9 protein-coding genes and 1 tRNA gene are annotated in these 13,883 nt (G+C 46.0%); 6 read left to right on the top strand and 4 right to left on the bottom strand.

Annotated elements, in window-relative coordinates; all coding sequences use genetic code 11:
- Nucleotides 1-292: 292 nt before the first annotated feature.
- Complete coding sequence (locus tag AC1DXC_RS12170) at nt 293-3,439, bottom strand: glycosyltransferase family 117 protein (protein ID WP_477459428.1); 3,147 nt, start codon at nt 3,437-3,439, stop codon at nt 293-295.
- 214 nt (nt 3,440-3,653) lie between these two features.
- Here AC1DXC_RS12170 and AC1DXC_RS12175 point away from each other — a divergent pair.
- From AC1DXC_RS12175 to pth, 4 genes are all read left to right on the top strand, one after another.
- A tRNA-Gln gene (locus AC1DXC_RS12175) sits at nt 3,654-3,724 on the top strand.
- 149 nt (nt 3,725-3,873) lie between these two features.
- A complete protein-coding gene (locus AC1DXC_RS12180) occupies nt 3,874-4,818 on the top strand; it encodes a ribose-phosphate pyrophosphokinase (protein WP_477459429.1) in 945 nt (314 codons plus the stop codon).
- Between the two features lie 135 nt (nt 4,819-4,953).
- The gene (locus AC1DXC_RS12185) at nt 4,954-5,538 is read left to right on the top strand and encodes a 50S ribosomal protein L25/general stress protein Ctc (protein WP_477459430.1); all 585 of its coding nucleotides are present in this window, start codon (nt 4,954-4,956) and stop codon (nt 5,536-5,538) included.
- A gap of 134 nt (nt 5,539-5,672) precedes the next feature.
- On the top strand, nt 5,673-6,233 hold the full coding sequence (gene pth, locus AC1DXC_RS12190) for an aminoacyl-tRNA hydrolase (RefSeq protein WP_477459431.1): 561 nt from the start codon (nt 5,673-5,675) through the stop codon (nt 6,231-6,233).
- A gap of 14 nt (nt 6,234-6,247) precedes the next feature.
- Here pth and AC1DXC_RS12195 read toward each other — a convergent pair whose 3' ends face one another.
- Nucleotides 6,248-7,036, bottom strand: coding sequence for a DUF4261 domain-containing protein (locus AC1DXC_RS12195; RefSeq protein WP_477459432.1), 789 nt, complete (start codon nt 7,034-7,036; stop codon nt 6,248-6,250).
- Between the two features lie 264 nt (nt 7,037-7,300).
- Here AC1DXC_RS12195 and AC1DXC_RS12200 point away from each other — a divergent pair, with 264 nt between their 5' ends.
- Complete coding sequence (locus tag AC1DXC_RS12200; RefSeq protein WP_477459433.1) at nt 7,301-9,688, top strand: outer membrane beta-barrel protein; 2,388 nt, start codon at nt 7,301-7,303, stop codon at nt 9,686-9,688.
- 373 nt (nt 9,689-10,061) lie between these two features.
- Here the strand turns inward: AC1DXC_RS12200 and dnaK are convergent, their stop codons facing one another.
- Nucleotides 10,062-11,957, bottom strand: a complete 1,896-nt coding sequence (dnaK, locus tag AC1DXC_RS12205) for a molecular chaperone DnaK (protein WP_477459434.1) — start codon at nt 11,955-11,957, stop codon at nt 10,062-10,064.
- Nucleotides 11,958-12,174: 217 nt separating this feature from the next.
- Between dnaK and AC1DXC_RS12210 the strand changes: the two genes are divergently transcribed.
- Complete coding sequence (locus tag AC1DXC_RS12210) at nt 12,175-12,714, top strand: hypothetical protein (RefSeq protein ID WP_477459435.1); 540 nt, start codon at nt 12,175-12,177, stop codon at nt 12,712-12,714.
- Nucleotides 12,715-12,796: 82 nt separating this feature from the next.
- Here the strand turns inward: AC1DXC_RS12210 and AC1DXC_RS12215 are convergent, their stop codons facing one another.
- Nucleotides 12,797-13,876 (bottom strand): hypothetical protein, encoded by a 1,080-nt coding sequence (locus AC1DXC_RS12215; RefSeq protein WP_477459436.1) that lies wholly within the window; start codon nt 13,874-13,876, stop codon nt 12,797-12,799.
- Nucleotides 13,877-13,883: the final 7 nt, after the last annotated feature.

The following is a 13,883-nucleotide window of genomic DNA, read 5'->3' on the forward strand; positions in this document are numbered from 1 at the left end:
TTGTCAACCAGCTCTTCAAGGATAAAAGTAAAATCTATCAGTTCATTGATCTTGCGAAGAAGATTGTCTTTGGGTACGATCAAATCATACAATCCCGAAAACGCGCTAAATTGGATCTTTTGTTGTTGAGCTAACATCTGAAAGGCGTTCTAATACACCTTTAAAATACAAAAAAAGGAGCAGAAAGACAATCCTTCCTGCTCCTTTTTTACACCTCTTTTTCTAAAAGGACTTTTTCAGTGCCCTCCCGTTTGGCGAGGCGTTTTTGTTTTTTATATAGAAAGGCGGCTGGTTATTGCTGCCCTTGCCCTTGTGGCATCAAGGCCGAGAATTTGCTGCCATAATCATTTAACTGTGTTTCGGCTTTTTTGGCCCAGCCCGGCTGGTTTACGCCGGTGGCTAAGCTTTTTATGCTGTTAAGCAATGATAACGAAAGCTGTACAGCATGCACATCCACGTCGTTTGCATCTTTTTGGTAAACGATGTAATTGTAGGCCAATTGATCTACCACGTAATCGTAAACCAATTGTGTAAGCTTATTGCCCAGGGTTGCATCGCCAACGGCATAGGCGCTTTGCGCCAGGTAATACTTGCGTATAGCTATCTCAGGCGACGACATATCATCGGGCAAATTATCCTGGAATTTCTTCAGCGTGCTTTTAGCCAGGTCTATATGTCCCTCTTTTACCAAAGCATCGGTAAGGCTTACGAACATGCGTGTTATTACCGGGTAAAACAAAGTGGTTGAGGTATTATCGAGGTTTTTGGCGGTCTTGAGTTGGCCGTACCTGAATTTGTTTACCACGTTGTTGTACATTACCAGCGTGTTGGTAGCCTCCAACGGCGAAACGGTGCTATCGGGCTTAAGCGGCAGCAGGCGGTAAGCAAAACCCTCGTTGTACATGTATTTATCCAGGCCAAGCATGTTTTCGTTGCCGGCGGTTACGGTAAAGTATATCGGGCGTTTCCAGTTGTTGTGCGCCAGTATATCCATAATGGCCAGGTTGTCTTTGGTCACGTATTTGCCCGGATAGGTAAAATCGAGTTGGGCGGGGATACGGTCTTTAAGAGCCGCAGGCACCACGCCGTTTTTGATAGCTTCATCGGCATTTACGGTTAGCTTCAGGTTTTTGGTTGGCAGGTAATTGCCCCATTGGCCGTCGTTGTATTGTACCTGGTTGCTTTGGTTATCAGAGGTAATGAAATCGAATACCTCTTTAAGTTCGGATGCTCCGGGTAGTTTAGCGTCGTCGTAATAAATCACGTCGCGCACGCCCATCTTGAATTTATCGTTGCTCATGGTGAGCGGCAGCGGGTCGGATTCGTTCATCTTCTGTTTCATCTGGCGGATATACCAGTCGGTACCCAGCAGGCTTAGGTTTACGATACGCACATCAGGGCGAACACCTTCAACTTCTTGTATGTACCAAAGCGGGTAGGTATCGTTATCGGCAAAGCAGAATAAAATAGCATTGGGCGCGCAGGAGTTAAGGTAATCATAAGCCATATCGTGCGGGGTGAGCTTGGTAGAACGGTCATGGTCGTCCCATTCCTGGTTGGCCATCAGCACCGGCGCGGCCAGCAAGCATGCCAGGCTGGCTACTATAGCGCCTGTTTTGGCATTTAGTTTTTTACTAAGGACTTCGGCAATCATCAGCACGCCGAGCCCTATCCATATGGCAAAGGCATAAAAGGAGCCTGCGTAGGCGTAATCACGTTCGCGCGGCTGTAGCGGGTCCTGGTTAAGATAAAGCACTATGGCCAGGCCCGTGAAAAAGAACAACACTACTACCACGCCGGCATCGCGCTGGTTGCGTTTAAAGTGGTACACCATGCCCAGCAGGCCAATAATCAGCGGCAGAAAATATAGGCGGTTGTATGCGTTGCTTTTGGTTACCGATGCAGGCAGATGCTTGCCGAAGTCGAGGCCGCTTATCCAGCTGCCATCTATCGTGTTGTTTTGTCCATCCAGGTCGTTTGCGCGGCCTACGAAGTTCCACAAGAAATAGCGGGTGTACATTTGGCTTACTTGCCAGCTAAGGAAAAAGCTGAGGTTGGTGCCCATGGTGGGGTGTTCCTGCGCGTCAAGGTGGGTCCATTCGCGGTAAAATTGCGGGTGGTTAGGCTTCTGGCTAAACATACGCGGGAACAGGGTGTTGCGGTCGTATTCTGAAATGATTTTTGTGCCGGCCTGTTCGTACTTGGTGTCGCCGCGGCGGTAAAGTATAGCACCCGGTTTCTGGCTTGTCAATTCCGAATCGAAGAACTCACCGTACATCAATGGCGTGTCGCCATATTGATCGCGGTTAAGGTAGCTGTTCAGCGCGAAGGCATCTTCAGGGTCGCTGTTGTTGAGGTTGGTGCCGGCCTTAGCGCGGATAATGATCATTACGAATGAGCTATAGCCGAACAGGATAAACACGGCGCATATCAAAACCCGGTTTAGGGCGGCAAGTTTTTGGCGTACGTTCAGCGCATATTCCAAAACAGCCAGCACAATCGCAGAGCCTATAAAGCCCCATATTCCGGCACTCATGGTAAGCAATACCACAAATGCGCCCGCCGATATAAAAAGGAATGCGTTTGTTGGTTTTATAGTGTAATAAATCCCCGCTGCCAGGGCTACGATTACCAGCACGAAAAACACGATGGCCCCGCTACCGAAACCCATACCAAGGGTGTTTACGAAAAGCAGATCGGAGAAGGCCGCTCCTTTAACCGTAAACTGTATAACGCCCCAAAGGATAACAGCTACGGTAACAACGCCTAAAATGAATGTTAAGATGGTGCCTGCGGTGCTTACGTTTTTAGCACGTTTAAAGTAAATAATCAAAGCGATAGCCGGGATAACCAGTAAGTTTAATAAGTGGATACCGATAGAAAGACCCATTACGTAGGCTATAAATACGATCCATTTATCTGCCCGTGGCTCATCGGCGTGGGCCTCCCATTTCAATATGGCCCAGAAAACGATTGCCGTACAAAGAGAAGATTGCGCATACACTTCCGATTCTACAGCCGAGAACCAGAAGGTATCCGAAAAAGCGTAGGCTAGTGCGCCAACCGTGCCCGAACCCATGATAAGGATAAGGTTGGTGTTGCTTATCTCTTCGCCGGCTTTTACCAGCATCTTTTTGGCGAGTGCGGTGATGGTCCAAAAAAGGAACAGGATAGTTGCCCCGCTGGCCAATGCCGACGACATATTGGTGAAATACGCTACCCGGTTCCTATCGCCCAGAGAAAGCAGCGAGAAAACTTTGCCAATCATGGTAAACAGCGGCGCACCGGGTTGGTGGGCCACCTGCAGGCGGTAAATACAGGCGATGAATTCGCCGCAATCCCAGAAACTGGTAGAGGGTTCGAGCGTTAAAATGTAGGTGATGGATGCGATAAGGAAGGTTGCCCAACCAAAAATGTTATTGTATTTATTATAGTTCATAGCGTGTTATGCTGTGTATGCAGGTTTTTAAAGAGTCGAAATTAGCAAAAGAATTATGCTTTTAAGCGAAAAAGCTGTCGATTAACACTTTTTAACGTATGGGCGAGTGTGCGTTAAACGGTTTAAAACACTTTTTTAACTTTTGCTTTTGAGTTCCAAAAAATCGTCCTATATTTGCATTCCTTTTCGGGGCGGATAACGCAACGCAGGAGATTGCCTGATAGTATAATGGTAGTACGACGGTTTTTGGTACCGTTTGTCTAGGTTCGAATCCTGGTCGGGCAACAATAAGAGTTCGGATTTCGGATTTTCAATTTCGGATTAACCGTATTGGAAATTAGAAATCCGAAGTTTTTTATACAGGTTGCTAAGTTTACCGGGTATAGATGAGGAGTGAAATCCGAAATCGAACATCCGACATCCAAAATCAAAAGATGCCTTTACAGTTTAATACCGTTAAGCTATTTGCAGGTTCCGGTTCGCTGGATCTGTCGAAACATATTGCTGCATCTTATGGCCAGGAACTTGGCGACGTAGTGCTTTCGCGTTTCAGCGATGGCGAGTTTCAACCGCATTTTAACGAGAGTATCCGCGGTTGCGATGTGTTTTTGATACAAAGCACCCACCAGCCTACTGATAACCTAATGGAACTGCTGATGATGATTGATGCCGCCCGCCGTGCATCTGCCCATTATATCATTGCGGTTATCCCTTACTTCGGTTTGGCCCGGCAGGATAGGAAAGATAAGCCACGTGTGGCCATCGGCTCAAAACTGGTTGCGAACTTATTAGTAGCAGCGGGCATCAACCGAATCATGACGATGGATTTGCACGCTGCGCAGATACAGGCATTTTTTGATGTACCGGTAGATCACCTGGATGCATCGATCATATTTGTGCCTTACATTAAAAGCCTTGGCTTGGGTAACCTCACCATCGCTTCGCCTGATATGGGCGGCAGTTACAGGGCACGCAGCTTTGCCAAGTTCTTTAATGCTGAAGTGGTAATTTGCGATAAACGCCGTAAACGCGCCAACGAAATTGAGAGCATGACCATTATAGGTGATGTGACCGATCAGGACATTGTACTGATAGATGATATATGCGATACGGCAGGTACGCTTGCAAAAGCAGCCGGCCTGATTATGGAACGCGGCGCACGCAGCGTACGCGCGGTTTGTACCCACCCGGTATTATCGGGCAAGGCGTACGAAACGATAGAAGCTTCGGCATTAACCGAGCTGATTGTGACCGATACCATACCGTTGAAACACAGCAGCCCTAAAATAAGGGTACTTACCACTGCCGACCTGTTTGCGAAAGCGATAAGCAACGTAAACGAACACGGCTCGATAAGCCAGTTGTTTAAGGTAGATTAAAGTGGTTGATAGTTTATAGGTGATGGTTCATAGCCGGAGCCTTTGAACAATAAAGAGATTAAAAATTTTGTGGGGAAGTTAGATGCTATGAACTATCATCTATGAACCATGAACTAACAAATAAATAAATAAATAATGAAATCAATTGCTATTAGCGGTTCTCCAAGGGAGAACGTAGGGAAACGTGACGCAAAAGAGCTGCGCTACCAAGGTTTGGTGCCTGCAGTGCTTTACGGTGGTGCTACTCAGACCCACTTTTCTGTGTCCGCAGCTGATTTGAGAGCCGTAATTTACACTCCGGTTGTTCATTTCATCGACATTACTGTTGCTGGTGTTACATCACAAGCTATTATTAAGGATACACAGTTCCATCCGTTGACGGAACAGCTTATCCACATCGATTTCTTGTTGTTAGACGAGAAAAAACCTGTGACCATCGAGATCCCTGTGAAATTGACAGGTACTTCTCCGGGTGTAAAGGTGGGTGGTAAACTGGTACAGAAACTGCGTAAACTGCGTGTTAAAGCTTTGCCTAAAGACCACTTAGATAACATCGAAGTGAGCATCAGCGCGCTTGAAGTTGGTAAATCGGTAAAAGTTAGCGAAATCTCTTTGCCAAACTTAACCATCACCAACGCACAGGAAGATACCATCGTATCGGTAACTACCTCACGTGCATTGCGCCAGGCAGAACAAGAAGCTGCTTCAGGTAAAAAATAATTTGGTGATTTCACCGATTATCGTGTGATTACACCGATTACACAGATCATAGCGATGGGTTTTAAACCCATCGCTATTTTTGTTATAAATTTAAAAATGCAACCAATCTCCATTCACTAATCACCACTCACCAAATGAAATATCTAATAGTAGGTTTAGGGAACATCGGGCCAGAGTATGCTGATACCAGGCATAACATCGGTTTTATGGTGCTTGATGAGCTGGTGAAGCAGGAGAAGGAAAAGTTTTATAGCATGCGCCATGCTTATTATGCCGAGGTGCCCTATAAAGGCCGGATGTTGCACCTCATTAAACCTACTACCTACATGAACCTTAGCGGCAAGGCCCTTAACCATTGGATGAAGGAGCTGAAGGTGCCGGTAGAAAATGTATTGGTGATTGTAGATGATATTGCCCTGCCATTGGGCACGCTGCGCCTTAAACCGAAAGGTAGTGCGGCCGGGCACAACGGGCTAAAGCACATAGAAGCTACCCTTGGCAATAACGAATACGCCCGCCTGCGTTTCGGCGTTGGTGATAATTACCCCAAAGGCCGTCAGGTTGATTACGTACTGAGCGGTTTCGATAAAGACGAACTGCCGGAACTCCCCGCGCTGATAGACCGCTCCATCGAAATGGTAAAAAGCTTCTGCACCATAGGCACGGAACTGACGATGACGAAGTTTAATAAGTAAACCGTTGCGAAGGTTTATAATGTGAGCTTAATAGATTCTCCCTCAACAAACCTGCCTTTTGAAATCATTACAGGGATTTTTTGCTCTTGCGACAGGCCGATTGTTTCGCCGCTTTTTAATGTAACGTCGCTTGTAATGATGTAAGCGCAAATGTTCAATAGAAACTCGTACAAGTCTTCTAAACTAAGTTTTGAATTGACGATTTCTATCTCCTGCTTATTAAACTCTTTAAGGCCGTAAGTGTAGGCACAGTTACCGGTTTCCAGTTTTCTTAACCCAATATATACCCACAACGAAACCGGGAAATCTCCGTTTTCGAGTAAATCCATACTGTCTATATACTGTTTTTTGGGGATGAGTAACGATTCGCTTCCCAAGTAGACGCCAATAGCATCAGACGTTTTAAAAATAGAGTATAAAACCTTGCTTAAAATTTCACATCTTTCACGCCTGCTTTTTTGCCCCGCCATCAGCGTTGCAAATGCATGGCCGGTATGATGTTTTAGGTCATCTAAGGCCTTTGGCCAATTGTATGCATATTGCGCAGTTCCTTCTATATCGGCCCGGGGAATTTGTACCTGCATCTCGGCAAGTGCTAAAGTTTCCCCATCTATTTTAAATGAAGCAACTTCGTTATTGCCTTCTTTATCCAGAGGTTTTATCCCCCAGTGCGATTCAAAATGTGCTATAATCTTGTCAACGTCAAAGCTATCACCGTTGTTGAAAATAGGCATTGCCAGCAAAATTTTACTTTCCTGGCTTTTTGGTTCTTGTGTTTTCTTAAAAAAATCGAATAGGCCCATATTCCCTTATGGTGTTTATGACCGAAAGATACTATAATATTGTTTTACGTCGGCGATTTTTTTGACCGGCATTAGGCGTGCACCTACGGCGCAATTTCTCTGTTTGGCTTTTTTCTACAAAGCGGTAACCCCTAACGGGGTAAGCCCTCGCATTCGTAATACTTTTGTTACCTAATAGTTTAGTTAAAAATGCATAAAAACGCCTTTCCCACTGCAACAGAACCGTATTTTTGTGCGTCTTTTCAGCAACTATTACACTATTACATGAAAAAACTTTTACTGGCAGCGTTCGGCTGTTTCCTAAGCGTGATGGCTTTCGCGCAAACCAATCAGCCCACTATCAGTATTAAGGGCATTGTAATAGATTCTGCCGCTAACAAGCCGCTTAGCTACGTTACCGTTGCCATAAGCGATATTGCCACCAACGCCCCCGTAAAAAGCAGCCTTAGTAAAGATGATGGCTCTTTCGAGCTTACCGGCCTCGCGCCGAAAACCTACAGGCTTTCCTTGATTTCCGTAGGGTATAAAACAAAAGCGATTGAATTGAAAGGCACAACCGTCGATTTAGGCCGATTGCTGGTATCACCATCAAGCAGCCAGTTGAACGAAGTAACGGTAACGGCCGCAAAGCCGCTGATGAGGCAGGAAGTTGACCGCCTGAGCTACGACGTGCTGGCCGACCCGGAAAGCAAAACCCTTACCGCGCTGGATATGATACGCAAGGTGCCCCTGCTTTCGGTAGATGCTAACGATGCCATCAAGCTGCGCGGAAGCGGCAATTACAAAATATTATTGAACGGCAAGGAGTCGGCCATTATGGCGCGCAATCCGTCGGATATCCTAAAGGCCATGCCCGGCGCCAACATCGTGAAGATAGAAGTTATTACCACCCCACCTGCCAAGTACGATGCGGAGGGCCTTGCGGGTATCATCAATATCATCACCAAAAAGAATGCCGACCAGGGTTACAATGTAGGCATAAACTCAAACTATAATTCCGAATACGGTCCGCGTGCCAACCTGAATTTTACGGTAAAACAAGGCAAATTCGGCCTGAGTGGTTTTGGCGGCACAGGCAAGCGCCCGCAACGCAGCACCGCCTACTTCAACCAAACCGACTTTTTGCAGCAACCATCCTCCATCATACAAAACGGGAGCCGCTTTAATAGCGGCACTAATAACTATGTGAGTACAGAACTAAGCTTCGAGGCAGACAGTCTTAACCTGCTTACCGGCTCTTTCAACTACTATCGCAACGCCAATACAACCGGAAGCAACCAGATTACCCTACAAACCGATAACGGCACTGAAACTGATTTTACCACCATCAATGTGGGCAACGGGAAATTCGAGGGCAAAGATTTCGGCCTGAACTACCAGTTGGGTTTTAAGGGGAATAAAGAAAGGCTGCTCACGGCATCATACAAATTCAGCGATAACCGTAACAGCACGCTCAACACCGTAAGTCCCGGCAATACTTCAGATTACCGCCAGTTCAACAGCTCGGGCGCGAAGGAGCACACTACTCAGCTTGATTATATACAGCCATTTAAAGTAGTGACCTTTGAAGCCGGCGGTAAATTGATCGATCGCAACAACTTCAGCGATTTCCATACCGATGTGTACGATGCTGCCACCCAGCAATACCTGCCCGATGCCGCGCAGGACAACGTTTTCGATTACCGCCAGGATGTGTACAGCCTGTACAACTCCTACACTTTAAAGTTGACCAAATTTACCGTTAAAGGTGGCGTGCGCTACGAGCGGACCAATATAGATGCCAACTTCTCGTCTACCGGTACCAGCCTCGATCAAAACTTCACCAACGTAGTACCCTCGTTATCTATACAGCGCAGCCTCAAAAATAGCAGCATTACTTTTGGCTTTACCCAGCGCATCCAACGCCCGGGCATTTTTCAATTGAATCCTTTTGTTGATAGGAGCAACCCCAACTACATCACTACCGGTAACCCGGCGCTTGTCCCCGCTGTTAACAACAACTTCGAGCTGAGCTATGGCAACTTCGCCAAGGGCTCGGTAAACATCAGTACCAGCTATTCCTTCGCTGATAATACCATACAGCAATTAGCCAGCGTAAACGGTACGGTTACCACCACCACCTACGCCAACGTGGGCAAAAACAAGCAGTTAGGACTGGATCTGAACCTGAACTACCCTATCACCAAGAAGCTGAACGTGAACATAAATGCCGAACTGTTGCGCGTTTGGCTGGAGGGTTTTTACAACAACCAGTTGTTTAAAAACCGGGGCTACCAGGGCCATGTATTTACCAATAGCAGCTATAAATTTGATGATGGGTACCGCATCGGCGTCAACATAGGTTTCGATAGCCGCTATGTGTTGCTGCAGGGTACCGATAACTATTACCTGGGTTACAGTGCCAATGCATCTAAAGAGCTGTTCAACAAAAGGGCCAGCATATTCGTGTACACCCAAGGGCCGTTCAAGCGATTCATCAAGTTGGATTTCTCTACCCGCACGCAGGATTTTATCAATACATCCTACAACTATCAGATATTCCGCACCTTCGGTATTGGCTTCAATTATAAATTCGGTAAGTTGAACAGCAGCCTTAAAAAGAACCAGCGCGGCATCAATAATGATGATACCAGCGGGGGAGGAAGGAATTAAAATCCGCCGTAAAAAAATTCTTAGCAACGGGTTTGTATGTTTCAAAACATAGCTGTATGTCCGCGTCGCGAGTCGACTCACCCCCCGCCCCCTCTCTGCTGCGCAAAGAAGGGGAGACATTGGGGGCTATACTTTCCTTCATCCTCTTTCTATCTCCTCACCCTCTTTGCGAAGCAGAGAGGGTCGACGCACGCGCATGCGGGCCGTCGGGGTGAGTTAAATATACGAGCGACAAGTAGGCGGCTATGCTCCAAAAGAGGGAATTAGGTTTACTCCGACGCATATTTTCAGCATGAAGGCGGGGCTTTTAAAAAACAAAACCCCGATTGATTGCTCAACCGGGGTTTTTATTTGGATACTTATCCGAAGCGAATTACTTCACTTCTTCAAAATCAACATCAGTTACGTTGTCGGCATTTTCAGCTTGTGGCTGGCCGGCATCGCCTTGTGGCTGTTGGCCACCATCGGCAGATGCTTTGTACATATCCTCGCTGGCTGCTGTCCATGCTGCGTTCAGTTCTTCCTGTGCAGGCTCAATAGCTGCAAGGTCTTTAGCTGAATAAGCTGCTTTCAGTTTCTCTAAGCCGGCTTCGATAGCGCCTTTTTTATCGGCAGGGATCTTATCTCCGTACTCTTTCAGTTGTTTTTCTGTAGAGAAGATCAACGCATCGGCACTGTTCAGTTTTTCAACTTCTTCTTTTGCCTTTTTGTCAGAATCTGCATTTGCTTCTGCTTCATCCTTCATCTTTTTGATCTCTGCATCAGTTAAACCCGAAGAAGCTTCGATACGGATTTTTTGCTCTTTGCCGGTTGCTTTATCTTTTGCAGATACATGCAATATACCGTTAGCATCGATATCGAAAGTTACTTCTACCTGTGGTACGCCACGAGGCGCAGGTGGCAAACCATCCAGGTGGAAACGGCCGATGGTACGGTTACCCTGTGCCATTGGGCGCTCGCCCTGTAATATGTGGATCTCAACAGATGGCTGGTTATCAGATGCAGTTGAGAAGGTCTCTGATTTTTTGGTTGGGATAGTTGTGTTCGATTCGATTAGTTTGGTCATTACACCACCCATAGTTTCGATACCCAATGATAATGGGGTAACATCTAACAGCAACACATCTTTAACCTCGCCGGTTAATACACCACCTTGTATAGCAGCACCAATAGCAACAACTTCATCAGGGTTAACACCTTTTGAAGGCGCTTTACCGAAGAATTTTTGAACGGCATCTTGTATAGCAGGGATACGTGTAGAACCACCTACCAAAATAACTTCGTCGATATCTGAAGTGCTGTAACCTGCGTTTTTCAAAGCAGTACGGCAAGGATCGATAGTACGTTTGATCAGGCTATCGGCCAATTGCTCAAATTTAGCACGGGTTAAAGTTTTAACTAAGTGCTTAGGGCCTTCGGCACCTGCGGTGATGTATGGCAGGTTAATTTCTGTTTGAGTTGAGCTTGATAACTCAATTTTTGCTTTCTCAGCAGATTCTTTTAAGCGTTGCAGAGCCATTGGGTCTTTACGCAGGTCAACACCTTCGTCGCTTTTAAATTCGTCTGCCATCCAGTCGATAATTACCTGGTCAAAGTCGTCACCACCTAAGTGTGTATCACCATCGGTAGATTTTACTTCGAACACGCCATCACCTAATTCCAGGATAGAAACGTCATGTGTACCACCACCGCAATCAAATACGGCAATTTTCATATCCTTGTGTGCTTTGTCCAAACCGTAGGCAAGGGCAGCAGCAGTAGGCTCGTTAATGATACGGCGAACTTTTAAACCTGCAATTTCACCGGCTTCTTTAGTTGCCTGGCGTTGTGCATCGTTAAAATAAGCCGGAACGGTGATAACCGCTTCAGTAACTTCGTGGCCTAAGAAATCTTCGGCAGTTTTCTTCATTTTCTGAAGGATCATGGCCGAAAGCTCTTGTGGCGTATATTTACGGTCGCCAATTTCTACACGTGGGGTGTTGTTGTCACCTTTAACCACTTTGTATGGCATACGATCAGCTTCTTTGGTAACCTCATTAAACTGGTTGCCCATGAAGCGTTTGATAGAAGAAATAGTTTTTGTTGGGTTGGTGATAGCCTGGCGTTTTGCCGGATCGCCAACTTTACGTTCGCCATCGTTCACAAAAGCTACTACTGACGGCGTAGTACGTTTACCCTCGCTATTGGCTATAACAACAGGCTCGTTGCCTTCCATTACAGCAACGCAGGAGTTTGTTGTTCCTAAGTCGATTCCAATTATTTTAGACATATTGATTGATTTTTTTCTTTATTAAGTATTGCTTACCAACGCTATTTAACAAGGGTTGTGCCAATACTTAAATGGCAGAGAAAATTGTATGTAATTGGCAGAATACTTACACAGCGGCAGGGTGGATTACTTTGTGGTGACAGGTTGGCAGAATACGGATGTGCAGATGTGCAGATTTTAGATGTGCAGATGGATTTCTGAATGCATATATTGTGGAATGAAAAATGCGCTGGTTTTATTGATGTTGATGGTTGCCGTTACCGCTTCCGCCCAGCCGCCGGGCAGGGCGCAGGAAACATCGCTTTTAAAATGGCTGATAGAAAAAGACCGTATCACTTATTTGCATACTAAAACAAATGACGCTGTGTTTTATAAAAAGCAATACAATTTGCCCACAGGTGTTATACATAAAAGCAAGTATGGTGGGCTGCCGAAATCTATAACTAATCATCTTAATGAAGTAGAATTAGAAACTTATAAAGATGCGCCGATGATGATGCAGACTGATTGGCGTTACTGTAAACTAAAGGTCGACTTTACCAATAACTACAGCAAACGGGCAAGGGAGCTCATAGCTAAGCATCAAAAGGTATTCACTTTTTCTAATCCTATATTCCTGAACAAGATGGGAACACGTATCATCATTGGTGAGTACGTTACATGCGGCGTTAATTGCGAGCGTACCGACATGCTGCTCTGCGAATTTAAAGACGGCAAATGGCAGCTCATCGCGAGGGCTATCATAACCAGCGATTAATTTGAAAATGAGATAATTTGAAGATTTGAAAATGGAGCTCCCGCATTTTCAAATTATCTCATTCTCAAATTTTCAAATCCAATTAATTATTCACCGGCGCCACCCTTTCCATTTCAATCTTCAATGTCTTACCACCTATTTTTCCAACGACTGTTTTCATTTCGCCGGTGCCGGGAGTGATGGTGGCGGTAAGCGAGTCTTTCATGGTCTCCGGGTATTGGAATTTTACGGTAATTTGTTTGGTTTGCGGGTTGTATTTGTACCTGCCAATTACTTTGTTGCGGTAATCGGGATAACCCAAAACCAGGTCGAAGCGGTCGATAAATATATGAGTGAGCACGCTGTCGCGGCAGGGCGCCTGGGTTTGGTCGGTATTGTTGATGAATACACGCTTCACTTCGTATTTACCGGTTATTTCGGTGTAATTGGTTGGGTATTGGTGTACAGCGAGGGCAATCGCCGGGATAATAATAGCTGATGCCTTTACTGCATAACCCATACCCTTGCTTCGAAAATTGTACAAGGGCGAATTGCCTTTTGAAACGAGGAAGAAATCAACCAGGCGGCGGTACTCCAGCAGGATGAGGTATATTACGGCGAATACTTCCAGTACCACATATACCTGCACCAGCAGGTTCAGGTAATAAAAATCCAGCAACATAATATTCAGCAGCATGGGCAGCAATACAAATGCGCCCACCAACCGGGTTTTGCGGAATAGCAAAAGCACTCCGCCCAAGATTTCGATACAGGCGATAATATCCACCATAGAATGATAGCGCCCCATAAATGCCCACATCAGCATTTCATTGGGGATGGCGGTAAAAGGGTCATCCAGCATGCCCAGCGGCACGTAAAATTGCAGGTGGCAAAGCTTCTGTCCGCCAAACATCACCATGTCCAGCGCGAGGGTATAACGCACAGCATTTTGCCAAAAGGCGGTGTAGTTAGTAACATCGATAGTGCCCTTTGCGGCTTTGCTTTTCCAAACAAATATTAAACAGCAGATGGCAAGGAAATACCCTGCCGTAACGCCATAAAGCAACACCGGCGGTATATTTTCGCCAAGGGCAACACGGATAGCGCGGGCAAAAACCATAAAGCCTAAAAAGGCAGCAATAAAAGCCGCAAGGGCGAGCGGAGAGAAAGGTTTACGTTCCATAATACAT

Source organism: Mucilaginibacter sp. P2_D11 (assembly GCF_056404435.1).

What these genes read in the sequence shown, in the direction of transcription:
- AC1DXC_RS12215 (WP_477459436.1), bottom strand. Translation starts at nt 13,876, where the DNA reads ATGGAACGTAAACCTTTCTCTCCGCTCGCCCTTGCGGCTTTTATTGCT.
- AC1DXC_RS12210 (WP_477459435.1), top strand. Translation starts at nt 12,175, where the DNA reads ATGAAAAATGCGCTGGTTTTATTGATGTTGATGGTTGCCGTTACCGCT.
- AC1DXC_RS12170 (WP_477459428.1), bottom strand. Translation starts at nt 3,439, where the DNA reads ATGAACTATAATAAATACAATAACATTTTTGGTTGGGCAACCTTCCTT.
- AC1DXC_RS12185 (WP_477459430.1), top strand. Translation starts at nt 4,954, where the DNA reads ATGAAATCAATTGCTATTAGCGGTTCTCCAAGGGAGAACGTAGGGAAA.
- dnaK (WP_477459434.1), bottom strand. Translation starts at nt 11,957, where the DNA reads ATGTCTAAAATAATTGGAATCGACTTAGGAACAACAAACTCCTGCGTT.
- AC1DXC_RS12200 (WP_477459433.1), top strand. Translation starts at nt 7,301, where the DNA reads ATGAAAAAACTTTTACTGGCAGCGTTCGGCTGTTTCCTAAGCGTGATG.
- AC1DXC_RS12195 (WP_477459432.1), bottom strand. Translation starts at nt 7,036, where the DNA reads ATGGGCCTATTCGATTTTTTTAAGAAAACACAAGAACCAAAAAGCCAG.
- AC1DXC_RS12180 (WP_477459429.1), top strand. Translation starts at nt 3,874, where the DNA reads ATGCCTTTACAGTTTAATACCGTTAAGCTATTTGCAGGTTCCGGTTCG.
- pth (WP_477459431.1), top strand. Translation starts at nt 5,673, where the DNA reads ATGAAATATCTAATAGTAGGTTTAGGGAACATCGGGCCAGAGTATGCT.